Raw genomic sequence first — 23920 nt, 5'->3', positions numbered from 1 at the left:
TCGGAATGACGCTTGAAACCGATGCCGCGTCGTGCGACGGCATGAACCCGGAGGTCGTCGCAACCTCCACGGCGTGGGGCACCGCCCAGCGAGGGCGGGTGAGGGGATGAGTGGGCGGCCTACGTCGGGCTCGACACGTATGACGAAGACGTACCACGGGATCGCCTACGGGACGCGAGTCCTACGGCGACGGAGTGCTCGTAGTAGTCGCGGGACTCACGACCCGCCACGGAGGCCGGGAAAGCCGGGCCACAGGGCGAAGGGGCACAGGTGATCACGATGTTCAGCGATGGGAGGTACGCGTGATGCGGAACGCCGCAACGGTGCTGGACGTCATCCGGGAACGCGGCAGGCGTGGCCTGCCGCTGGAGAGGCTGTATCGGCAACTGTTCAACCCGCAGTTGTTCCTGCTGGCCTACGGGCGCATCTACGCCAACACGGGTGCGATGACGCCCGGGGTCACGCCGGAGACCGCGGACGGCATGTCACTGGCCAAGATCGAAGCGATCATCGACGTGCTGCGTCAGGAACGCTATCGATGGCGGCCGGTCAAGCGGGTGCATATCCCCAAGAGCAACGGGAAGACACGCCCGCTGGGCCTGCCGACCTGGTCGGACAAGCTGGTCGCCGAGGTGGTGCGTCTGCTGTTGGAGGCGTACTACGACGTCCAGTTCTCCGACCGATCCCACGGATTCCGTCCGGGCCGGGGCTGCCACACCGCTTTGGGTGAGGTGGTCGAGGTCTGGAAAGGCACGCACTGGTTCATCGAGGGCGACATCTCCGACTGCTTCGGGTCGCTCGACCACCAGGTCATGGGCTCGATCCTGGCGGAGAAAATCCACGACGGCCGGTTCCTGCGGCTGGTGTCCAACATGCTCACGGCCGGGTATCTGCAGGACTGGCGGTGGCACGCCACGCTCAGCGGCGCGCCGCAGGGCGGGGTGGCCTCACCGATCCTGTCGAACATCTACCTGGACCGGCTGGACACCTTCGTCGAGCAGACTCTGCTGCCTGAATACCATCGAGGCGTCCGGCGGCGACGCAACCGCGCCTACCAGGTCGTTGTCGACCAGATCGCGAAGGCCCGACGTCACGGTGACCGTGCTGCGGTCCGGCTGCTCACGCAGCACCGCCGCCTGATACCGAGTCAGGACCCGAACGATCCGGACTATCGGCGACTTCGGTATGTGAGGTACGCCGACGACTGGCTCCTCGGATTCGCCGGACCGAGGCACGAAGCCGAACAGATCAAGACGAGGATCGCGACGTTCCTGCGTGAGCAGCTGAAGCTGGAACTCTCGCCGTCCAAGACGCTGATCACCCACGCCACCAGCCAGGCGGCGCGGTTCCTCGGCTACGAGATCAAGACCCAACACTCGGACACGAAGATCACCCGAGGCCGCCGAGCGGTCAACGGCGCGATCGGACTGTTCGTGCCCCGCGACGTCATCAGGCAGCGATGCGCGAACTACCAGCGCGAAGGCAAACCCGCTCAACGCGGTGCGTTGCTTCACGACGACGACTTCACCATCGTCGCGAAGTACCAGGCCGAGTACCGCGGCCTGGTCCAGTACTACCTGCTCGCCCAAGACGTGTTCCGCCTGGACACCCTGCGCTGGGTCATGGAGACCTCGATGCTCAAGACCCTCGCAGGCAAACACCGGTCCACCGTCACGAAGATGGCCAGCAAGTACAAGACGGTCATCGGCACCCCCGACGGGCCACGGACCTGTTTCCAGGTCACCGTCCCCCGGGACCGGGGCAGGAAACCACTGGTCGCCCGCTTCGGCGGAATCCCGCTCCGCCGCCAACGCGCAGCAGTCCTGACCGACCAGTCACCGATCATGGCCAGCGCCAAACGCAACGAACTGATCCACCGGCTGCTGGCCGGGCAATGCGAGCTCTGCGAGTCCACCATCAGGCTGGAAGTCCATCACCTGCGCAAACTCGCCGACCTCAACCGCCACGACCGGCCTGACAAACCCGCATGGATGCACCTCATGGCGAAACGGCGCCGCAAGACCCTGGTCATCTGCCGGACCTGCCACGAGGACATCCACGCCGGTCGGAGCAGCGCATCCCTCCGGAACTGACCACTGGAGAGCCGTGTGTCAGGGAAACCGACAAGCACGGTTCGGGAAGAGGCCGACAGAAAAGGACCCACACCACGGGCACCTCGCTGGCGGCCCACTTCACTCTGAGGGGGCGGCGGCGCAGCAATGCGCCGTCGCTACCCGGCCGATCCGCTCGTTGCTGGCGCTACGGACTGCGGTTCGGCCGACGCAGCCGGAACCTGGCGAACGCCGACCGGCTGGCTCCAGCTCAACGGCGAGGCCGTCTGGCACCGGCCACATCCCGAACGGCCTGACCAGGTGATGTGCGAGCTGCCGCTGCCCATCGGAGCCTCAGTCCTCGCGGTGCTCGACGACGGCACCGACCTGCCCAGACTGCCAAACCGTCTGAACCCAGGCGCTGCGAGAACTCCGCGAGCTCGACTGGCTTCTACCGCCCCCGCCACAGCGAATAAGAGCGCCCGGCAATAGGTTCACTTGAGTCTGCGGGTGGTGGGCCGGGTCTGCCATCGGTAGCGGGTTCGGGCGCGTTGGATGAGTTGACGGACAGTGACGATCGCGGCGGCGAGGTAGAGGTAGAAGTCGATGATGGTGGCCTTGCGGTCGGTGCAGCGGCGGATCTTGCCGAAGTCGTTCATCCAGGAGGTTGGTGCGTTCGACGACCCAGCGTTTACCTGCCTGGATGGGTGCGGGGACGCCTTTGCGGGCGATGTCGGCGTCGAAGCCGAGTTCGTCGAGCAGGTCGCGGGTGCGCCGGCTGTCGTAGGCGGCGTCGAGGTGCGCGGCGACGCGGTCGGGCCACCGGTGGCCGATCTGGGTGGAGCAGGCGGAGAACGTATCGCGTAGCAAAAGCGAGTCGTGCCGGTTCGCGCTGGTCGAGACGATCCCGAGCGGGATCCCGGTCGCGTCGGCGCCGGTCGAGCGTTTCATCCCGCCCTTGCCGCGGTCGACCGGTGACCGGCCGGCTTTCTCGCCGCCGCACGGGGCTTTCGTGATCGCACCGTCGACGCTGACATCGGCCAGGTCCAGGCCGATCATCAGGTCGTAGGCGTCCAACGCCAGCTCATGGACCTGCTGAGCGATACCCGCCTCGGCCCAGACAGCCAGACGGCGGCGGATCGTCCGGTCCGAACACGCCTCGGTCGCGATCACCTCGTAGCCCGAACCGTGCACCAGCGCGGCGATGACGTGCTCGAACACGACCCGGTCCGGGATGTGGGGCCGATGACATCCCAGCGGATGCGACGCGGCCACCCTGGGCCGAGGCGGGAGCAGCGCGGCGAACTGGACCCAGACAGGCTCGAACAACGATGATGGCAGGACAGGCACGGGACTCCATCGGTTACGAAGCGTGAAGAACTCCGATAATCGATGGACCCGTGCCTGCCCTCCACACCGGGGTCCCACCTATGTGGATCTTGACCTAGTGCCGGTCGCTCTAAGCTTCGCGTTTAACGTCGGGTCCGGGTTCAGTCGCTCGGTTGAGGGACTGCCGGAAGGCGGCCACCTGATCAGTCTGAGGTAGAAGGCGATTCTTCTCAGGGAGGACCAGGTGGCCGTTGCTTGTAGTGTCGTTCGAGCGGCGTGGGTTGACCAGGGTGAACTTCGGCGGTTCCGGGGCGAGGTATACGACTGCTTCGATCGGCGGGCAGATGCGCTGTTCGATCTTATCGATGGGATATGTGAGCCGGTTGCGGTCGCCGGGGTGGCGCATCTGTCGCTGGTGCCGGGCGCGCGGCGTGGTCATGGTGCCGGATACGCGGCGTTGTCCGCCGGCCGGATCGATGAAGATCTGCTGCGGGACGTGCTGGCGTCGGCGTGGCCGCGGTCGTGGCGGCCGGATTTCGCGATCGACGGGTCGGTCTGGGCACGCTGTGATGCGGAGTGCTCGCCGGGGCGTGGTTTCTACTATCACCCGTCGCGGCATTCGGCGGGGCAACCGATCGTGGCGGGCTGGTGCTATTCGTGGCTGGTCGGGCTGTCCGGCCGGGCCGGTTCGTGGACGGCACCGCTGGACCACCGCCGGCTGACGGTCGCCGACAACCCGAACCTGGTCGCAGCCGGGCAGGTGAAAGCGGTCCTGCCGCGGCTTGGCATCCTGCCGATGCCGGCATTGTTCGCCTTCGACGCCGGCTACGACCCGGTCCAGCTATCGGTCGCGCTGGCCGGGACCGGAACGCAGATCGTGGTCCGGGTCCGTAACGACCGCACCTACTACGGGCCGGGCGGCCCCCGCGCTGACGGGCGTCCCGGCCGGCCCCGACGGCACGGACACCGCCTGTCCTGCGCCGACCCCGGCACCTGGCCGTCACCGGACGCCCGTGGCGACACCGACGACGACGTCTACGGCCGGGTCGAGGTGTCCGCCTGGCACCGGCTGCACCCGAAACAGGACACCTACCGCGACCCGGACGGCGCGATGACGGTCGTCGAGGGGACCCTGATCCGGCTGCGCGTGTCCCGGCTGCCCGGCCGCCGGGACCGGGAACCGAAAACGGTCTGGCTGTGGTGGCACGGACCCGCAGACTCCGATCTGGACCTCGACCGGGTCTGGCGGGCCTACCTGCGCCGGTTCGACATCGAACACACCTTCCGATTCGCCAAACAAGCACTGGGCTGGACCACCCCGAAACTCCGCACCCCTGAACAGGCCGACCGATGGACCTGGCTGATCCTGACCGCGCTCAACCAGCTCCGGCTCGCCCGGACACTCGTCGCCGATCACCGGCTGCCCTGGCAGCCACCACAACCCACCCACACATTGACACCAGGCCGCGTCCGCCAGGGTTTCGGGCACCTACTGCCACACCTCGGCACCCCCGCCAGCCCGCCGAAATCCACCAGACCCGGCCCAGGACGCCCGAAAGGCTCCCGATCCACACCAGCGCAACACCACCCAGCCGCCAAGAAAACCCAGGTCAAGACCCCAAAAAGACGAAAACGACGTTAAACGCGAAGCTAAGGGCCGCCAGCCACCACTCGACGTCCTGCATACCCATCCATGCTGCCGGCCCTGCCCATCAGCGTTCAGGACCGGCCGCACGACGAGGTGGCTGGTAGGCCGCTCACGCTGCGCGCCCCCGTCCAGTGAAGCAGGACGCGAGATGCTTGCGGAGCGGCGCGGTGCATGGTGATCGCATGGCCGGTGTTCGCCAGTGCTCACGCGGATCGCAAAGGCGAGGGCGACAGTCCGGGCCCGGGTCTGGGACCTCCTCGCCCGCCGCCCGCAGGGCTTCCCGTGGCTGATGGTGGCCGGGAAACTGCTGTCCGGGTGGGTGGTCATCGATCTCGACGCCACCTTGATCACCGCACACTCGGCCAAGCGGGGCGCCGCCGCGACGTTCAAGAAAGGGTTCGGGTTCCACCCCCTGGGCGGGTGGTGCGCGAACACCGGTGAGCCCTTCGCGATGCTGCTGCGCCCGGGTAACGCCGGCTCGAACACGGTCGCCGATCACCTGCGTGTCCTCACCGACGCGATCGCGCAACTCCCCGCCGGCTACCGGCGCAAGATCCTCATCCGGGTCGACGGGGCCGGCGCGACCCACGACCTCCTCGATCACCTGGAACAACTGAACCGGTTGTGGCGCAGCGTGAAGTTCACCGTCGGCTGGACGATCACCGAGGCCGATGAGACCGCGATCGCCGCGCTACCCGAAACGGCGTGGACCGACACCCTGCACCAGGACGGCACCGTCACCACGCTTGCGCAGGCCGCCGAACTGACCGGCCTCAACCAACGGCTCGCCGGCTGACCGGCCGGGCTACGACTGATCGTGCGGCGGGTGCGGCCCTCAGCCCGGCACGCCAAGAAACTCACCGCCCTGGAACAGGCCACCGGCTGGCGTTACCAGATCGTCGCGACCAACATCACCCGCCTGCACCGGCTGGCAGGCTCGCACCACCCCCAGTGGCTCGACGCCCTGCACCGCTCCCACGCCGGCGTCGAAAACCGCGTCCGGACGAACAAAGCCATGGGCCTAAACAACCTGCCCAGCAACGACTGGACCGTCAACCAAGGCTGGGTCCTGACCTGCAACATCGCCGCCGACCTGAGCTGCTGGACCCGGCACGACCAACCCGACCTCGCCCACGCCGAACCCGAAACACTGCGCTACCGGCTCCTGCACCTGCCCGCGGAACTCACCACCCACGCCCGCCAGCGCCGACTGTCCATCCCCGACACCTGGCCCTGGGCCGACGCTTTCACCCTCTGCTGGCAACGCCTGAACACCCTGCCAACAGCCACCTAAACCACAACACCCCGCCCTACCAGCAGAAAGACCCTTCCCGGGCACGGAGACCGGACGCATCCGCGGCACCACGCGGCCAACCCGCACTCACCAGCGAAGGACAAAACGGTCAAGCCGAACGGACGACCGAGGATCAAAACCCTCTGACGGATCGAGGCCGACATGGCATTCCCGCTGGATAGCGACACCTGGCAGCCATCAGACTCCATGTTGCCAATACCATCTACGATGGTCCACTGTGCTAGCCGAGGAAGCGCCAAAGATCACCGACTGGATGCAAGCTTGGGGAAGTATTGCAAGTGCCCTTTTCTCGTTCACGGCCGTTATATTCACGGGCTGGCTATTGTTGCATGAGATTAGAAGTAGGAAAGAAGATGCGGCTGATCGCGAGGCCGCACAGTGACTGGATAGGTGGCTGATTTGGGCACGCGGCGGCCCCGGGCCACGTGACGGGCCGGTGGTGGTTGCCGGTCAGGCCGGGGTGGGGATCCAGGGGTTGCCGGTGGTGGCCTGGATGAGGGCGTCGAGGGTGTCGATGCCTTGCCGGGCGGCGGTGGCGGTGTAGCTGCGGATCGCGGCGAAGTGTTCGGCGCCGGTCGTGGTGCGCATGCTGCCGGAGACCTTGACACGTAGTTTCGGCATACGGATCGTCTGCTCCGCCCGGTTGTTGTCAAACGGGACGGCGGGGTCGGTGACGAAGCGCAGGTAGTCGTCGCGGCGGTTGCGGAGCCGGACGAACAGGGCGTGGTATTTGCGTTCGAGTTTGCTGGCCCGCGTGGCGGTGGCCGCGACGCCGAGGACGACTGCGCTGTGCAGGACGTGCTGGTAGAAGGCGAGCTTCTCCGGGTCGGGGATCCGCTCGGTGGCGTCGGCGGTGAGCCGGTTCAGCCGGCGCAGCGCGGTGGCCGCCTGCTCGGCGTGCTCGGCGACCGGACCGGTAGCGGTGTCGGTGACGTAGATCAGCTCACGCAACGCGTGCGCGTTGCACAGGGCGTGGCTCATGTGCGTGTAGGTGTCGTACGGCGCCCACGCGTCGTGCACCGCGACCCCGGTGAACGTCGGCAGCACCCCGATCGCGTCCATCGCTTTCGTGCCGCGTGTGGTGTGCACCGCGAGGAGCACATCCGTGGGAGTGGACGCCGAGTGCAGCCACGCCAGGCGGCCGGCGACCCGCATCCCGGTCTCGTCGAAATTCGCGACCGGTGCGTTGATGATCCGCCCAGCGATCACCGGTAACACCGTGTCGATGATGCCCAGCGCGGTGCGTTTCACCCAGCCGGCCACCGTGCCGGCGGCGACCGGCGCCCCGAACAGGTCCTTGAGCGCGGCGGCGGTCCGCGACACCGACAGGAACTGCCCGTGCAGCAGATACACCCCGATCCCGGCCAGCCGAGGCCCGTACACCATCGGTGCCGTCGCTTCCGGTGGTGCGGGCGCGGTGGTGTGGTGCCCACACCGGCATTTGACGGTGATCATCTGATGCTCGGTCACCTGCGGTGTCACCGGTGGCACATCGACCACCTGCCGCCAGAACATATCGACCTCGTCCGCGCCGGCCAGGCTATCCCCGCACCCGCCGCACACCGCGGGCACGTGCCGGACCACATCCGCATCCGCGAAGCGTTGCAAAGTGACCCCGTCTTGGCCTTTCGGCCGTCCCGGACCCTGACCCGACCGCGGCCGCAACGACTTCGGCGACGGCTTCGCCAACCCGTCCGACGAGGGAGGCTTCGACGAGTTCGACGACGACTGCTTCAACCGAGCCTCAAGCTCCGCGATCCGGCCCATCGCCTGCTCCAGCCGAGCCGTCACGTCCGCCACCATCGCCCGCAACACCACGTTCTCCGCAAGGAGATCGTCATACGACGGCGACGGCAGGTCAGACACGACCCATGAACCTACCAGCCTCTACATCGGACCTCGCTGCCGCCCGGACTACCTATCCAGTTACGCCGCACAGGCGCGACTAATGGTGGGCCTATTGGAGGGAGTCGCACCGCTAAATCGCCCAAATGGCGACAAGCCTTCGATGTGCCTATTGCATTGGTCGGTGACTAACCACAGTACCGAACCCCACTGACCTAAACTCAAGACCGTTTGGTGGTCAATAGTCCTTTTTCGGCCGCTGGTGGGCCGGGTGCGAGATATGAAGAAGCTCCTGATAGGACATGGGATTGACTAGATCAACATGTTCCAACCAGGAGCTTCGGTGGCCGATTCTGCCATGGTGTCCGCCGGCGTGGTGCGACAGCCCGCTGATCAGCGGGAGGCGTTGCGGTCGGCGGTGATCGCCGGCCCGGCCGGGTTCGGCGTGCTGGACGAGCGGGTGACCGGCCGGTTGTGGCCGGTCCTGGCGGAGCCGGAACTGATCGAGCGGGCACAGGCCGAGGCCGGGCATGTCGATGGCCGCCGGCGGGTGCTGACCGGCGCGGTCACCGCGATGATCGTGCTCGGATTGTGCCTGTTCCGCCGGGAAAGCGTCGATGTGGTGACCGCCCGGGTTACCGCACCGATCCCGCGGGTCCGGGTAGAGGGCACCCCGAGCGGGCCGGCGGTGTCCAAGGCTCGCGCCCGGGTGCCGGCCGCGGTGTGGCAACGACTGTTCGCCGCCGCCGCAGCCGATATGCCGCCGGCGGGAACCGAGTCGTACGCGTTCGGTCTGCTGGCGACCGCGATCGACGGCACCGTGTTCGACCTGGCCGACACGGCCGCGATGCGCGAGCGGTTCACCACCCCGGCCGGAGGCCGGTTCCCGCAGGCCCGGATGGTCGCTCTGGTGACCTGCGGCAACCGATGGATCCAAGCGGCCCGGATCGGCTCGTCCGGTGTCAGCGAACAGGTCCTGGCCGACTCGCTGATCAGCGAGCTGCGGCCGGGCACGATCAACCTGGCCGATCGCGGGTTCTTCTCGATGGACCGCTGGGTCCGCGCGTCCACGACCGGAGCGCACCTGGTGTGGCGGGTCAAGAACGGCGCCCGGAGCCTGCCCGCCCGCCTGGACAAGACACTGCCCGACGCCTCCGCCCGGGTGATGCTGCACGAGTCCGACCAGATGCTCGCCCGGCGCCGCAAAACCTGCGGCGACAAGAGCCTGCCCCGGCTGCAACCAGTACTCACCCGGCTGGTCGAGTTCACCGTGACCAGCCGCGACCGCAGCGGCCGACCGATCAAGACCAGCCGGTATCGGGTGTTGACCACCCTGCTCGACCACCACCGCTACCCCGCCGATCAGATCGCCGCACTGTATGCCGAACGCTGGCAGATCGAACTGACCTACGCACGATTGAAGGTCACGCTCCGCGAGCCCGGCACCCGCCTGCGCGGGCAGGCCCCAGAACTGGCCTACCAGGAACTCTGGGCCCTGCTCACGGTCTACAACGCCCTCGTACGCCTCGCCGTTACCACCGCAACCGATCTGAACATCGACCCAGACGCGATCAGCTTCACCGCCGTACTCGCCCTGACCCGCAACCTGCTCGCCGCCGACCGCGGCCCCTGCGTCAACTGCGGACACCACGATCCCCACCCGGCCACCGCACTGGTCGCCGCTATCGCCAGCCAGCCCCTCACACGCCACCACCGACAACGCAGCGGACCACGAACACCCGCTCAACGTGAAACAGAACGTACCCGCAACGTCACGTACGAGATAACCATTAACCCGCCAGAACTACCCACAACCACCAAAACGGCCAAAGTTTAGGTCAGTGTACCGAACCCCTGGCAATGGTTACGGTTTCCATCGTAACCGAACTGGGCGCGACGGATGCGATACATCGCGAGATTTTGCCTGGCGGAAATTCGTTTACAGAAAAGACGAAAGTCAATTTACATGGAGACAAGAGGCTTGATCTAGCGAAATCGGTACACGAACAGTTCCAGATAGTAGTGGAATTCACCGATTCTGCGGGACTTCGATGGGTAAAATTGCGGCACGAACTGCCAGAAAGAATTTTTTGGTCGGGAAGGCCGCGTCGCTGGTACGATCAGACCCCAGTCTTGACTCGCGTGGCCAGGCAATGAGCTTGTCCGCGCAACGAGTTGACTACTGGCGGTGGCTACGTTGTGCGTCCGTGCTCGGTGTGCAGAATGACCAGAGCCGCAGCGACGATCTTTCCGATCCGCCATGGGTTGAGGCCGATGTTGCGGAGGGCTCGGAATATCATCTTGAGCAGGGCGTTGGCGCGTTCGCCGACGGCGCGGAGGCTGTTGTGGGCCTTGTTGAACTGCTGTTGGACCAGTAGCAGTCCGCCGTTCTTGGGTTTCTTGTACGCGACTGTGACCGTGTCGGCCAGGCCTTCGTAGCCGAGGTCGCCGAGGGCGCGTAGGTCGTCGGCGGCGTCGGTGAGGGCGGGCAGGAGTTCGGGGTCGGTGCGAGCGGCGGTGGTGTCGTGTTCCCGGCCGGGACGCACGTCGGAGGTCCAGATCGGCCAGCCGTCAGGCACGCCGATGACCTGGATGTTCCCGCCGTGGGTGTGGTGCTTTCCCGACCACCACAGATCGACGCCTTCAGTCGGTCCTGGGGTGCTGCAGCGGTCGGTCTCAATCAGGGTGCCGTCGATGGTGACGTAGTCATGACCAGCGGCTTTCGCCGCCAGCAGCGCACCGTGCAGGCTCGGGGAGCGGGCGGCGAGCACGTCGATACCCTCGTGGAGGTAGTCGTAGCCGGTCGACGTGCTGATCGCGTTGTCCCGGGCCAGCTGACTCATCCGGGTGCTGTCGCAGAACCAGCGCAACACCAGGATCGCCTGTTCACGGCAGGTCAACGACCTGGTCCCGGTCCGGGTGCCCCGGCGGGCACGTTCGGCGTCCAGCAGGCCGGCCAGGAACGTCACGGTCTCTTCGCGCAGCGGCAGGACCGCCGTGTATGACACACTCATCGTCGACGCAGGATCCTTTGAAAGTGTTGCTGTGAGAGGCCACCTTCATACCGGGATCCTGCGTCTTCTCGTTGCAGCGCAACGACTTCGGCGTGTCGCGTGCGGACTCCACAGATCGGTCACTAAGCGTCACAGAGTCGTTGCGCGGAATGGCTCAATCGCGAGCAGTCTTCCGGCGTCCACCTAACCCCACCGCCTAGCACTCCAGCGGGAAGTCTTTTAAGGGCTTCCTTGACGCGCATGGAAAGCTGATGGCGATGGCCGAGGCAGTGATCGCCACGGCCGACACCGCGTCGGCCGTGATGGCACCACAGCGGCGCTCACGGGCGAAGGGCCAGAGCGATGTGCCGGTCATTTCGGCGGTGACGGCTTCATCGGTCCGGCCTTCGGCGATACAAGTTCAGGTCGTAGTGCCGCGCCCTCGTCGGCCAGCGATGCGACGGCGTCCGTCCACCACCACAGCGCCGTGCCGATCCCGATACGTGGTGCTGCGGCCGACAGGTTCCCGCGGATCTTGTTCAGGTCGACGCCGGGGATCAACACCGGGACTTCGCGGCCGTCGGACATCAGTATCCGCCAGGCGAACCATCCGCCGGCGTCAGCGGCCGGATCGCGTACCGGTGCTCCCTCGATGTGCGCCGCGCGGTACTTGACCTTGGTGACGTCCAGCTCTTTGGCGCGCTCGTGCGCATCGGCCAGCAGCGCGGCGAGTGCGGCCACTGCGAGGTCGGCGGTGGCGCCCTCGATCTCATCCCCCGGTTTGATCATGGGGCGACCCTACGAGACAGGACCGACTCCGCACCAGGTGACGCACGACCTTCCGCTCCGCGTGACCGGCTTGGTCAGGGGCCGTCGTCCCTGCTACCCCCTGCGGCGTGTTCGTCCTCGGTGATCTGGTGGGCGCGGCGCCCGGGCGGATGGAACCACGCCGGTGCGAACTTATGGACTACGTCCGAGAGTGTCTGGCCGCAGCCCGCGTGGGAATGCTGTCGCGCGAGCGGCCGGATGGCGGCTTGTGTAAGGGAGCCGGGATGCCCGGTTAGGCCGGCTGGCTGCGGGTGGCGAGGGCCTGCTGACGGCGGTGGCCGCGTTGTTTAGCGCCGCCGTGATCGGAACCGAGCGCGAGTCCGATCTGCTGCCAGGTCGCGCCGGCGGCTCTTGCCGCGTCGATGAGCCGTAGTTCGTCCTGGTCCACCTGCCGGCGGTATGCCTGTATCCCGGCGAGCGCGTCGAGATAGTCCGACAGCGCCGGGGCTTCGCGCTCGTCGGGGTGCACTCGTGTCGCTGGTCGTTCGTTCGCTGCGATGGCGGCGGTGTACCCGGCGGGATCGGCGGCAAGATGCGGCGGCCTGGTCAGTGTGGTGGCGGAGACGGTGGTCGTCGTGCCGTCGTCGAGGAGCACCTCGATAGTTGTTTCGTCGGTGCCGGCGACTGTACCGATGACGGCGCCGTGCCGGCCATCGGGTTGGAGACGCACCCTGCCGCTGGTGGGTGCGGCCTCCGCCGATCGTGTCACGGGGTCAACGATACGTTGACCCCGTGTGCGCAGGCCACGCTGGAGCGCGCCGGGGCTGCGGCCGGGAGGCGACATACCCGTGCGCCGTGCTCCCGGCGATCGCTTCGGACCGTCCATACCGACAGGTACGTTGTCTCCACCTCGACTGATCTCGCAGGAGCACGCGCTATGACCGGCACCGGCACGCCTCACAGCAGGTCCCGCACCGGCTCACCGCAGACCGCGGTGGCCCTCCGCGGGCCGGCACCACGCCCGCTGCCGCAGCAGGAGATCATCGCCGCGTATCAGGCGGGAACGAGCGTGAACAGCCTCGCCGCCCAGTACGGAGTGGCACGGTCGACACTGGCGAACCGGCTCACCGACTGGGGTGTGCCCCTGCCCGGGCGCGGCGGGGCGACCCGACTGGTGCACCCGCATCCCGACCGTCCTGCACAGCCCTTCGCATCTGAGGGCCTGTCGCCGGGTGATCCGGATGGGCACGGGCAGTGGGCGCAGCTGACGGTCAGTGACGACGGCCAGCAGCTGCTCTGCCACGAATGCGGCCTCTGGAAACGCGCGTTCGGTACCCATGCCTGGTATGTCCACGGTCTGTCCGCCGCTGACTACCGGGCCCGGCACGGGTTGTCGACCGGCCAGTCGCTGGCCTCGCCCGCCAGCCAGCAGCGGTTCGCCGCGATGCCGCAGTCTCAGCCCGGCAGCGCCGGACGCCGGGCGCTGGAAACGCATCGCGATCCTCACGCGGCGCGCGCAGCGGTCGGTAGCGAGGGGCAGTACCGTCCTCAGCGCGCCGCGATCCGCGCACAAACCGGTGCGCGGGCCCGGCGGGGCCGGCTACTCACCGCCCATGAACGCCGTGCACTCGACGCGGCGTCCGCCGACATCGAGACGTGGTCGCGGATCGCGCAGCGGCTGGTCGACGACAGCGTGCGTCAGTCGGAGATCAGCCGGGCGACCGGGGTGCCGAATCAAACCGTGTCGCAACGGCTGCGCCGGCGCCGCTGACTTCACACCGAGCCCAACCGTCCACGCCCAGCGGCACGATATGTGTCATCCCGGCGCCGGCCGGTCCGCGGAGTTTTGGCTTAAAGATCAGTCGGGGGGGGAAGCTTGGCGATCTGGACGTCCAGTCCGGCCGTACGCATCGTCGCGGCGTAGTCGTCAAGCCAGACCTGTGCCGCCAGGCGCGGATCTTCCCCGGCAGGGTGTTCGTAGATGCACCACACCAGAGGCCCGGAGAAGACGGTGTCGTCTTTCGCGCCTCTGCGCCAGGTCGCTGCGGTCGTCGCCAGTTGGGGAATCCGGTCGAGCAGGTTCTGAACTTCGGTGTGGGCCTGCTCGCGGGTCATCTCGCCCGGTCCGATCTGAGGCAGGATCAGCAGGTCGTCGGCCTTGATCGAGATTTGCATGTGGTTCCAGGGCACGTCAGTTCTCCTCGGTGCGGTGCGGTGCGGTCCCTGCGCGGGCGGGCTGCCCGCCAGAGGTGGAATGTCGATGGCGTCCAGAGCGCGTGGACACCGCCGGGATGAGGTGGTGCGGGCGGAGCGGGACGGTGACGGGGCGGTTCGGTGCGGGTCTCGGGTGCCGCGGTCACGCGTCCTTCTATCGGTGGGCGCCGGTGAGCGGCTCGTCCGGCGCGGGTCAGGCGAACGACAGCTCGACATCAGCGCACCGATCGCACCCGGCGCACACGATGCCGGCGATTCCGGAGGAGTCGTTGCGGGCAATCCGCGCGCCGCCGCGGCCGCACTGGTCGCCTGCGCGGCCTCCGGAGGTGACGCGTGCCGGCCGGTCCGGCTGGAACTTCAGCGCCCGGTAGGCGTACTGGGCGTCGGCCTTGGTGGTGTACTCGGCGTCGTGGCCCTCGTCCGGGTCATAGTCCTCGCCGGTCCATCCGGTGGCGGTGCGATGGTAGGTGCGCACCGACCACCGGGTCGTGGTGGTGCCGTCGGACAGGGCGACGGTGATCTCGTCCATGGCCGCGCGCAGGCTGCCGCCGAGGCCCTTGTCGTGGAGGTTGACCGTGGTCCGGCCGGTCTCGTGAAGTCCCGCGACCCGGGCGGCCTCCGCCGCTTGCGCGGCGTGGGCGTCGACGCGGCGCTGGGCGGCCCGCCGGGCGCGGCGCTCGTCGGCTTCGGCCTGCTTGCGCCGGCCTGCGGCCCGCGCGGCGTCCTCGGCCGCGCGTGCGGCGGCGCGGCGGGCGAGGTAGTCCTCGTGGCTCTCCGGCGGGGTGGAGGTGCACCGCACCGATGCGAGGTGGCGGGTCACCCAGCGGCCGGTGCCCTCGCGGACCAGGACCTCCGACGCCGGCGCACCGGGCCGGCTGGCGGTGACGGTGATCCCGCACAACACGCACCGGGCCCCGTTCTGCGCGGCCCGGGTCGGGCACTGCCCGAAGCGCTCGACTGTGATGGCGTCACCGTGCCCGACCAGGTGGCCGAGACCGGGAGAGATCCTGGCCTGGCACCAGCGGCACACGCCCTCGCGGTGGTTCAGTCGCCGCGCCTCGGTCAGTACCCGGATCTCGCCGCCAGGGGCGGGGTGCAGTTCCAGCAGGCTCGCAAGTTTCTTCGTGGTGGTGGGGCCGAACGCCGACTTCGCGCTCTTGTAGTGCCGGCTCCACAACGGGCGCAGACCGGCGTCGGTCACCAGGGACCTTGCGGTGCATACGCCTGAAGCCGAATCCGCCGCGCTCGGTGAAGAACTCCTGGTCGTATCAGCGACACCGAGGTGGACGGTACTGCCGCCCGCGCGGGGGTCCTGCGGGTTGTCGAAGGTGACGTGGGTGTAGTCCCAGTTCCAGAGCCGGGACCGCAGCTTGTCGCCGGAGAGCGTGATCTGCTCCACGCCCTCCAGGGTGGCGATGTCGGGGCACCGGCACCGGCAGTCGCTGAACGCGATGACCTTCTTGTCGCCGCGCCGGGCTTCGTCTGTCTTACGCGCCAGGGCATCTACCCACCGACGCTGCACTCCACCTCCTCCGCGCTAGCGGAACGGCGAGTCCTGTCGCGGTGGCAGGTCGCGGTGGCCGGCCGGCGGAGCCACGTCTACGAGCGCGGGATGCGCCCGCTCAGGTCGGGGCAGTTTGGCGCGGGACAAAGCGAGATGCACTAGCCGCCATGGGTCTCGACGAATTGTTAACTCGACCATCGCAGCAGTCAGCTGCATGGCGATTGCCCGCACGGACCCATAGTCGTGACGATTATGCGGTGATTGCACATCTGGCCCGTGTCGTCCATAGGGCCGTGACGCGGGGCTGGTCGTTGTCGGACCCGTCGGTGCCGTAGACGCTCGTGCACAGCTCACGGACGGCGGTCTCGGAGCGGGGGTCGAACGCCCACATCTCACCGGTCCAGTTCCCGCTGATCTTTCTGGCCTCATGGGGACCCTGAGCATCGAGGTCCCAGACAACCTCGCCGCGCGCATCGAACGGGCGTCCGGCGGCAAGGCGTCCGCCTGGCTCGCCCACCTCGCCGAGCGGGCACTCCAGCCCCGCGAGGACAGCTTCGACCCGCCGAGGTCCGGGCGATGCTCGCCGGCGCCGAGGAGCGCCGCCGCGAACCCGCCCGGCCCGACACCTGCGAGGAACTTCAGGCGTTCATCAACAGGGCTCAGGTCTTCGCGACGTTCGGCGGTGACCTGAGCCGCGAGAACGCCGTCCGGATTATTCGGGCGGTCACCGGAGCTCCAGGTGACGAGTTTCCCGTCGAGGACCGTCCCGGGCGGAAGCCACGCCAGGTGTGCGAGGGCTTGCTCGAGTAAGCGCAGGGGTGCGGTGGCAATCGGCTTGGCTGCATCGTGTTGTGCGGCTCGATGTTCCTTGAACAGGTGTCATGACTGTGGGTAACCACGGTTCTAACCTGAGGTCGCCGGCCATCAATAGCTACATACCGATGGCGACGATCGTCGTTCTCGCTGTTACGGGCATTGCCGAATGGCCGGGGACGATCACGAGACAGGGAGTAGCAGATGAAGCTCACCGCAATTGCGCGCCGGGCGGCGCTCGCCGTGACCGTCGGTCTACCACTGCTTGCCGGGCCGGTCGTGGCCGCCAGCCCGGCGGCCGCGCAGCCCGCCTCGCAGACCGCGACAGCCCTGGGCGCGAGCGGCAACACGAACGGCACCGCCCTGGCGATGGCACCGCGCTGCGGCTGGCAGCCCAGCGCCTCCGATCCGTACAGCGTCGGTTTCTCGGGCGCGGGTATCCGCCTGCGCAGCGGCCCGTCGACGACCTGCACCGTGCTGGGTCTGGGCTACGCGGGCGAAAGCGTGACGTTTCGGTGCGGTGCCGTGGGTGACGACGGGTGGGCCTGGGACTACGTCAGGAACAACACCACCGGCGTCAGCGGCTTCGTCCGGAGTGACGGCCTGACGGGCACACGAATCATCAACCGGGCGTGCTGACGCCCGGTGTCGGCCGGCACGGCCGACACCGGTCTCCGGGCCGCGCCGGGCATCCGTCCGGCGCGGCCCGCCGTATCCGACGGCTTCGGTGGCTCATCCCGCGCCCAGGCGAATTTGGCCGACAACCAGGTCATAGTGCGGCAGGTCGGCACAGGACCACTGTCGCCGGGGTAAACCGGGCTTGCAGTTGGTCAGTCACCTGCGCGCAGCGTCGGTGTCAGCCGCCCAGTTCACACTCATGCCGGCAACGCTGCGCGCCGGCCCGGGGACGCGGCGGCTGTCCTAGTACCTGCGGCCGGCGGATGTCGCCGATCCGGACGCCCCCTGCACGCGCCGCAGTCGGTGAATACAAGATCCTTCGACCGAGTCAGAAGCCAACAAGAACGGGTGGACAATCGCCGTAGCAGCAGGTGGCTCCACCCCGGATGGCATACAGCGCCTGCTCAACCGTGCCGGCCGGCCGCATCCGGTGTGGTGAGCAGGAACGCGACATCGTCTGCCGCACCCCCGCGTGCGCAGGGACAAACACCCTCACTGACGTGAGGCGTGCGTTTCGCATTGACAGCACGACGGAACGCGCCAACGAAGATCACCGACCAGCCCGGCGATCACGCGGGCCCGCGGAACCCCATCCCACCGTTCGCCGCCGGCGATCGTAACCATCGGCCGCCCGGGCGGGGTCGCCTGTGTGCTGGCCGGAGGCGGCGCTGAACTCTTGCGGGAGATCCGTGACGCACCGCCTCCAGCCAGACTCTATCCACGCCACTACCGTCCCCCGGCGTCCGGTGGCGGGCGAAGCTTCACCCAATCACTGCCATACATCCGCTCCCGTATCTCCTTGGCGCGGGCGCCGATCAGTGACTCCTCCCGATGGGCCCACTCCAGGAAGTACGCGATGGTCGGCCCGATCTGGCCGTGGAAAAGCACCTGCGCGCGGCTCTCCAGCCAGGCCCTCGTCTCGTCCGAGAGGTCGAGCCGGAGCGGCTCGGGAGCGCTGTCGTGACCCATACCGCCACGCCAACTCATTCAAACATGCGTTCGACCAGATGGGTGGATTCGGCGCACCGCGCGGTGTGGAGCGCGGCCCGCTCATCAGCGAGACGTGCCGGACGCACCCTCTGGCGCGCAGACACGGCGCGCAGCGGCTCCTGTTCGAGTCAGGCCGCGGATTGCCGGTCAAGTGTCCAACCCGGCAGCACATCCGGGTCCAGGTCGGGCCTGATGCCTGGTGGCACGTCGTCTTGATACCTGCAGTAGATCCTCATCGGCTACCGCCCGGGGGCACGAACGAACAGGCCGCGGCGGCGCGCCGGTGCTGCCGGGATCACGCTGGCCGACCCGGGGTCCGTGCGCAAGGCCGGCCGAGAACATCTGTGGCCTCCGGCCAAGATCTTCTCGTCCTTGCTGCCTTGCGTCCGTCCTTCCCGGGCCCGCGCGTCGCCCCCGGTCAGCACGCGGCCACCACCTGCGGCAGTTTCTCATCCACTGCCCCGGCCGGCCGCTGGTCGAATCACTCGCCGGAGGACCTGTATGTCGCATCCCACCATCGCCGTCGCGCCGCAGCGCAACATCGGCTTGGGCTCCCTCGTCACACTGCTCAAGGATCAGCGCACCCGCGCTGTGGACGTGATCGCCGGCGCCGGCGCCATCCGCTGCATCGACGGCAGCCTCATGCTGAACACCGAGCCGGATCTCAGCGCTGACGGCGTCACCCTGACGACCGGCACGTACGCCATGAACGACATCGCCATGTCCGGCATCGCCACCAAACTCGACATCGACCTGCGCTACATGCGCCGCATGGCGCGGGAGAACGTTCCGCTGCTCGACGACAACGTCAACAGCTGGCTCGAGCGCGACCGCCGCCGGTTCCTCGTACGGTGCCTGCGCGGCGATGCCGGTGTGGGCGTCGCACGAGCGTTTCTGTCCGACCGTTACGCCCGTATCGACAACTACGACGTCATGCTGGCAGCGCTCGACGGCATTCGCAATTCCGGCGTGAACACCACGGTGGCGAACTGCGACCTCAGCGACCGGCGGCTGTACCTGCGCGTAGTCTCCCCCGACGTACAGGTCGCCGCACCACAGCTGCTGAAGAACTACCGTTCGCCGTTCGACGGGCGACGCGGCAGCGACCTGCCGATCATCTCCGGCGGGTTCCTGCTCACCAATTCCGAAACCGGATACGGCCGGTACGGTCTGGCGCCGTGGGTGCGCATGGAGGTCTGCCGCAATGGCATGACCATCGACCACGCGGTGCTGGCGCGCCAGCACGTCGGGCCGCAGATCATCGACGAGGACGGTGTTCTGGAACCGTCCCCGGAGACCGTGCGGCGTGTTCTGGACCTCATCAGGTCGCAGACGACTGACGCCGTCCGCGAGTTCCTCAACGTGGACTTCCTGGCCAGGGCCGTGCGCGAGATGGAGATCACCGCCGGCGTAGCGATCGCCACGCCGGACGCCACCATCAGACTCGTCGGCCAGAAGCTGCAGTACACCAAGGAACAGCAGCAGGACATCCTCGCGCACTTCATCCGCGGCGGCGATGCCTCCGCCGGTGGCGTCATGCAGGCGGTCACATCTGTCGCGCAGACCATCGCCGACGCCGACACCGCCTACAAACTCGAAAGCACCGCGTGGCAGGCGCTGCGGTTCGCCGCCACGGCCTGAACTCCGCCGCCGGCCGGCCCCCGGCCTGCCGCACGGCCGGTGACGTCATCCCCTCTTTGACCGTCGCAGGTCAGGCCCGCACCGTGACGGTGCGGGCCTGACCTGCATCAGCCGTGGAGTAACGCCATGACGCACGTCAACCGCCTGATCCCGCTACTCGTCGCGGCCGCCCTCGGCGCCGCGTGCCACCAGATAGCCAGCCGCCGCACCCTCAGACGGCTACGCCGGCAGGTGGCCGTCACCGCACACCGCGCCGACCACGACCGGCTCACCGGCCTACTCAATCGCGGCGGTATCGAGGACGCGTACCGTGCCGAATCAGGCATCGACCGCCGACTGATGATCATCGACGTCGACGCGTTCAAGGCTATCAACGACCAGTACGGCCATCCCACCGGCGACCTCGTTCTCGCCGCTCTGGGCACACGGATCCGGGACCTGCTGCACACGACCGGCGGCATCGCCGGCCGGCTGGGCGGGGACGAGTTCGCCATCCTCATCCCTCAGCACCTCGACATCACCGTCATCGTCGCCGCCCTCGCCGCACCGCTCACGGTGTCCGGCAGCCGCCCGGCGACCGTGCGCGTCAGCGTCGGGATCGCCGCCGTTCCGGCCACCACGCCGATCACCCGCGCCCTCTCGCAGGCCGACATCGCGCTCTACCATGCGAAACGACGTGGCCGGCCGGTCATCTACCGAGCAGGTATGACCTATCCCCGTCTGCCGTCGCTACGCCGGCATGCCCGTGACCACCGCAGCAGGATGGGGAACGCACGCCACGGCCTGCGGTTCCGCCGCACGGTGCCGCGCGGATACCGGATCGCCACCCGTACGTCTAGTCCCGCGCCGGCCTGACTCGCACCGTCGACGCCGCCCCGCGCGGATGCTGCCGCGGAGGGGCGCCGGCCGGGACGAGGCGTGGTGGGCCTCATCCGGCCGGGCTGTCGTCGAGCCGCCTGCAGTCTCACTGCTGCCGGCGTCCGCGCCCGATCACCGATAGTCACCCGTGTAGTCCTCGGTCACGCGCGGACCGGCGCAGGCGCAACACACCGGTCGCTCCCGCGCGTGACGCTTCAGCAGATCGCCGGCCTCCGCGAGCGCGGAGCGCCGGCTCGGCCGCCGCACCTTCTCGCCCGCGGTCACCCGAGGCGCTTGGTGATCTGGCACAGCGATTACCGCCGCCCTGCGCCGCCCCTCTCGCAGGCGCGCCTCCACACCTGTTGTACCTGCTCGCACGCACGTCACGCCTCGTATCGCCTCTGGGCGTGCCGACGGCGTTGTCTCCCCGTACCCAGTCAAGGAGTGACCAGCATGGCTTCGCACGTCGCACCGCAGCAGCGCGATCTTGGATCTGCCGGCACCGGTGATCCGGCCGCGCGCGCCACCAGCCCACACCGGCAGAGCGCTCCAGACGGCGCGCACGCCGCCGGCCCGCAACAGGCCGCCGCGGCGGTCGGCGACCTCGCGCACCTCGACCCCGAACGGCTGCGTATCGGAGGCGCAGGCGTCTTCGCTGGCGACTGGGCGTGGACCGACAACGGAGACGGCCGCCCGAGGATCCCGGTCGGGTTCGCTGGCGTGTTCATCGACACGTGGAACGGATGGGCCGTGTTCTCCTGCACCCGGCAGGTCGCCGAAGCGATCGTCGCCGACCAATCCCGGATGCGCGACCGCGAGCGGGCTCACTTCGCCGCTCTCGGGCGTACCGGTGACGACCTGAGGCACGCCGTCGATGAGGCATGCCCGCCGATGTGGTTCGACGGTGAGGACCTTGTCGTCGACAGCAGTGCCGCCTACGACGAGCCCGCCATCGAGCGTTGCAGCCCTGACCCGGAGGGCCGGTACGTCGTGATGGGCTGGTCGTGGTGCTGGACCGCGGTCGCTCCGACCGACTGTGATCGCATCGTCGGTGAGCTTCCGGCCGCCGGTCAGCACCAACTCTATGTCGAACTCGTCCACACCTCCGGTATGCGGATGCCCCATGACCGGCTCACCGCAACCGTCCTGAGCCGGGCCACCACGGCATCGGGGATGGCCTTCACCGCCGACCTCGTGCTCGACGGTGCCATCGTAGGAAGTGTCAAGAACCTAGGGAACGGTGGTGCGACGAACGTGTCGCTCCACACCACCGCGCTGGACCGTGATGGGCTACACGAGTTCGTGCGGGCTTGTCGCCGCCACGGCAGACCCGTCACCGAAACCGCTGTCATCGCCGCCCTGGTCACCGAGAACTACCTGACCGTCGCGATCGCGGCCGCGCGCGGCCGCGACGGTGTCCTCGTGCGCCTGCTCGACGACGCCGGTGACATCGTCGAGGTCGTCGCGGTGTTCGGTGTTCCCCGCGACCTCGGCTTCCGCGCCGCACTGCGTGACCGCGTCAGCACCTATCCCGTGCGTCGTGGCGGCGGCATCGCCTGGCAGGTGTGGAGCCACCGCGGCTGGCAATACCTGACCCGGGCGCGCAACGGTGGGGCGCAGCCGTGATCCGCTACTCCAGAGTTCAGCACCGGACGGGCCACCGCGCAGCGCCGCGCGGTCACTGACTCGGGCCGTCGTCCGCCAGCCGGTCCAGTACCGGCCTCGTGCTGCTGGCCCGTATCCGCACACGTCTCGGCCCTCACCTGCCTTTGCATGGCTCAGGCGAGCCCTGCAAGGCCTACGGGTGGAGCGCCTCAACCGGTCGCTCCACGCCGGCCGCAGCGGCAATCCTGTAGCGGGCTGCGCCGCGTCACGCTCACGCCATCGACGCAGGTGAGCGCGATCCCGTCCTCGGGCGGCCTTCTCCAGCGCCCGATGCTGGCCAGGCACGGTGGCCCGGCCTGGGCCGGGCGCAAGGCGGGACAGAACATCTTGGCCTGCGGCCAGAGATTTTCTCGTCCCTAATGCCTTGCCGCCCGGCTGTCCGGGCCGGCCCGGTGCCGGCGGGCCAGCACGCGGTCGCGCCGTGACGATCCGTTCTCGCCTCGCGAGGCCGCGCGCCAGCCTCTCGCGGCCGCCAGCCGCCATCCGCTTCAAGGAGCTTCCATGACCCTGTACCAGGTCGCTGTGCACCACGCGAAGACGCCGTTCATGCCGCGTCAACCCGACAATCCGCTCACGCTCGTCTTCACGTTCGCCTGTGACCTGCCGGACGGCACCTCTGCCGAACAGGTCGCCGGGTGGACGTTCCGCACCTTCAATATCGATCTCGATGCCTTGGAGCGCGACCACACGACGCCCGGCGCCGGGGCAGCGTTCCCGCTCGCCTGTCTGTACCGGCAGCGGCGTCTGCGATCGCTGTCCGTCGGTGACGTTCTCTCGGTCACCGTCGAAGGCCGCACGACGTGGCTGGCGTGCGAACCATTCGGCTGGCTACGCATCGGCACCCCGCACGTCGCCCCAGGATGTCTGCTGACGGCCGTGACCATCAGCCAGCACCTGCGCCGAGCCAGCGATGCGTGATCACCCGTGCCACCGCCACCGCCCGGGTCTGCACACCGACGGCTGCCTGAACGGCCCGTGCGGTTTCTGCGGCACGAGCCTGCAGACCACCGCCTCCGATGAATGCCGGCACTGCCTGCGCATCGTGTGCGAGGAGTGCGACGCCGGCTACCAACCCGACCTGGGGCCTATCTGCCGTCCCTGCACGCCGACGCCGACCACTCTGGGCCCGGCCGACGTCGAGGACGGTGAGGACGAGGACGTGCACCGGCTGTGCGTGTTCGACCTGGCCCTGTCCTGCGGTCATATCGTCACCGCCGTCTTGACCGGCTGGTATCCGGTGGTGGTGGGCTGCTGCGACCGGCTCGGCGGCACCATCCTGCGCGGCGACTACGTCGCCTTCGCCTCCGACGTGGACTTCGTCAACGTCCTGTCCGAGAGACACGAATCCCGGCCCGCAGGCACCCGGCGTGCTCCTCTGCGACTCATCGGCCGCAGAGCCCGGACCGATGCGCCCATACCGCCGCGGCCCGGCGGCGAGACCAGCACCGGCCGCTTCCCGGCAAGGGTGGGCGCCACCGTGAGCATCGACGGATCGATGGCCGCCCCACCGGTGGGCTGACGCGCCGATACGCCTGCGGTAGGAGTCACCGCTTGAGTCTGCCGGCCACCGGAACCGGTAGCACGTTCACTCCGCAGGGCGGCGGCCAA

20 protein-coding genes and 1 pseudogene are annotated in these 23920 nt (G+C 68.3%); 13 read left to right on the top strand and 8 right to left on the bottom strand.

Features of this window, described 5'->3' with window-relative positions; translation table 11 throughout:
* Positions 1-305: 305 nt before the first annotated feature.
* Positions 306-2093, top strand: a complete 1788-nt coding sequence (locus J2S43_RS05635) for a reverse transcriptase/maturase family protein (RefSeq protein WP_306839204.1) — start codon at positions 306-308, stop codon at positions 2091-2093.
* A 452-nt stretch (positions 2094-2545) separates the two neighbouring features.
* Here the strand turns inward: J2S43_RS05635 and J2S43_RS05630 are convergent.
* Positions 2546-3401 (bottom strand): annotated as a pseudogene (locus J2S43_RS05630) (IS5 family transposase).
* A 223-nt stretch (positions 3402-3624) separates the two neighbouring features.
* On the opposite strand from J2S43_RS05630, the gene J2S43_RS05625 reads away from it, so the two are divergent.
* The 3 genes from J2S43_RS05625 to J2S43_RS42140 all read left to right on the top strand — a co-directional run bounded on the left by J2S43_RS05625 (position 3625) and on the right by J2S43_RS42140 (position 6322).
* Complete coding sequence (locus J2S43_RS05625) at positions 3625-5022, top strand: NF041680 family putative transposase (RefSeq protein WP_306827494.1); 1398 nt, start codon at positions 3625-3627, stop codon at positions 5020-5022.
* A gap of 205 nt (positions 5023-5227) precedes the next feature.
* Positions 5228-5824: a transposase gene (locus tag J2S43_RS42145; protein WP_370881604.1), complete on the top strand. Its 597-nt coding sequence runs from the start codon at positions 5228-5230 to the stop codon at positions 5822-5824.
* A 30-nt stretch (positions 5825-5854) separates the two neighbouring features.
* Entirely contained in the window at positions 5855-6322 is a 468-nt protein-coding gene (locus J2S43_RS42140) for a transposase (RefSeq protein ID WP_370881603.1), read from the top strand.
* Between the two features lie 471 nt (positions 6323-6793).
* On the opposite strand, the gene tnpC is transcribed toward J2S43_RS42140, so the two are convergent.
* The gene (gene tnpC / locus J2S43_RS05615) at positions 6794-8209 is read right to left on the bottom strand and encodes an IS66 family transposase (protein WP_306827493.1); all 1416 of its coding nucleotides are present in this window, start codon (positions 8207-8209) and stop codon (positions 6794-6796) included.
* Between the two features lie 322 nt (positions 8210-8531).
* Here tnpC and J2S43_RS05610 point away from each other — a divergent pair, with 322 nt between their 5' ends.
* Positions 8532-10025, top strand: coding sequence for an IS4 family transposase (locus J2S43_RS05610; RefSeq protein ID WP_306827308.1), 1494 nt, complete (start codon positions 8532-8534; stop codon positions 10023-10025).
* 355 nt (positions 10026-10380) lie between these two features.
* On the opposite strand, the gene J2S43_RS05605 is transcribed toward J2S43_RS05610, so the two are convergent.
* The 3 genes from J2S43_RS05605 to J2S43_RS05595 form a co-directional block, all read right to left on the bottom strand.
* Positions 10381-11202: a transposase family protein gene (locus J2S43_RS05605; RefSeq protein ID WP_306827492.1), complete on the bottom strand. Its 822-nt coding sequence runs from the start codon at positions 11200-11202 to the stop codon at positions 10381-10383.
* Between the two features lie 351 nt (positions 11203-11553).
* Positions 11554-11970: a hypothetical protein gene (locus J2S43_RS05600; protein ID WP_306827491.1), complete on the bottom strand. Its 417-nt coding sequence runs from the start codon at positions 11968-11970 to the stop codon at positions 11554-11556.
* Positions 11971-12241: 271 nt separating this feature from the next.
* On the bottom strand, positions 12242-12718 hold the full coding sequence (locus J2S43_RS05595) for a hypothetical protein (RefSeq protein WP_306827490.1): 477 nt from the start codon (positions 12716-12718) through the stop codon (positions 12242-12244).
* 168 nt (positions 12719-12886) lie between these two features.
* On the opposite strand from J2S43_RS05595, the gene J2S43_RS05590 reads away from it, so the two are divergent.
* Positions 12887-13720, top strand: a complete 834-nt coding sequence (locus J2S43_RS05590) for a helix-turn-helix domain-containing protein (protein WP_306827489.1) — start codon at positions 12887-12889, stop codon at positions 13718-13720.
* A gap of 80 nt (positions 13721-13800) precedes the next feature.
* Here the strand turns inward: J2S43_RS05590 and J2S43_RS05585 are convergent, their stop codons facing one another.
* Both J2S43_RS05585 and J2S43_RS05580 read right to left on the bottom strand, forming a co-directional pair.
* A complete protein-coding gene (locus J2S43_RS05585; protein ID WP_306827488.1) occupies positions 13801-14139 on the bottom strand; it encodes a hypothetical protein in 339 nt (112 codons plus the stop codon).
* A gap of 217 nt (positions 14140-14356) precedes the next feature.
* Positions 14357-15685 (bottom strand): hypothetical protein, encoded by a 1329-nt coding sequence (locus J2S43_RS05580; RefSeq protein ID WP_306827487.1) that lies wholly within the window; start codon positions 15683-15685, stop codon positions 14357-14359.
* Between the two features lie 558 nt (positions 15686-16243).
* Between J2S43_RS05580 and J2S43_RS05575 the strand changes: the two genes are divergently transcribed.
* Together J2S43_RS05575 and J2S43_RS05570 are read left to right on the top strand one after the other, a co-directional pair.
* The gene (locus J2S43_RS05575; protein ID WP_306827486.1) at positions 16244-16477 is read left to right on the top strand and encodes a hypothetical protein; all 234 of its coding nucleotides are present in this window, start codon (positions 16244-16246) and stop codon (positions 16475-16477) included.
* 207 nt (positions 16478-16684) lie between these two features.
* Entirely contained in the window at positions 16685-17119 is a 435-nt protein-coding gene (locus J2S43_RS05570; protein ID WP_306827485.1) for an SH3 domain-containing protein, read from the top strand.
* Between the two features lie 765 nt (positions 17120-17884).
* Here the strand turns inward: J2S43_RS05570 and J2S43_RS05565 are convergent.
* Positions 17885-18127 (bottom strand): hypothetical protein, encoded by a 243-nt coding sequence (locus J2S43_RS05565; RefSeq protein ID WP_306827484.1) that lies wholly within the window; start codon positions 18125-18127, stop codon positions 17885-17887.
* A 522-nt stretch (positions 18128-18649) separates the two neighbouring features.
* Between J2S43_RS05565 and J2S43_RS05560 the strand changes: the two genes are divergently transcribed.
* The 5 genes from J2S43_RS05560 to J2S43_RS05540 all read left to right on the top strand — a co-directional run bounded on the left by J2S43_RS05560 (position 18650) and on the right by J2S43_RS05540 (position 23831).
* Positions 18650-19789, top strand: coding sequence for a DUF932 domain-containing protein (locus tag J2S43_RS05560; protein ID WP_306827482.1), 1140 nt, complete (start codon positions 18650-18652; stop codon positions 19787-19789).
* A 126-nt stretch (positions 19790-19915) separates the two neighbouring features.
* On the top strand, positions 19916-20644 hold the full coding sequence (locus J2S43_RS05555; RefSeq protein ID WP_306827481.1) for a GGDEF domain-containing protein: 729 nt from the start codon (positions 19916-19918) through the stop codon (positions 20642-20644).
* Positions 20645-21100: 456 nt separating this feature from the next.
* Positions 21101-22273 (top strand): hypothetical protein, encoded by a 1173-nt coding sequence (locus J2S43_RS05550; protein WP_306827480.1) that lies wholly within the window; start codon positions 21101-21103, stop codon positions 22271-22273.
* 540 nt (positions 22274-22813) lie between these two features.
* Positions 22814-23230 (top strand): hypothetical protein, encoded by a 417-nt coding sequence (locus J2S43_RS05545; RefSeq protein WP_306827479.1) that lies wholly within the window; start codon positions 22814-22816, stop codon positions 23228-23230.
* On the top strand, positions 23223-23831 hold the full coding sequence (locus J2S43_RS05540) for a hypothetical protein (protein WP_306827478.1): 609 nt from the start codon (positions 23223-23225) through the stop codon (positions 23829-23831). Before J2S43_RS05545 ends, J2S43_RS05540 begins: the two co-directional genes overlap by 8 nt.
* The last annotated feature ends 89 nt before the right edge of the window (positions 23832-23920 follow it).

This window comes from Catenuloplanes nepalensis (genome assembly GCF_030811575.1).
Classification (GTDB): domain Bacteria; phylum Actinomycetota; class Actinomycetes; order Mycobacteriales; family Micromonosporaceae; genus Catenuloplanes; species Catenuloplanes nepalensis.
This window is presented reverse-complemented; position numbering and strand designations above follow the sequence as displayed.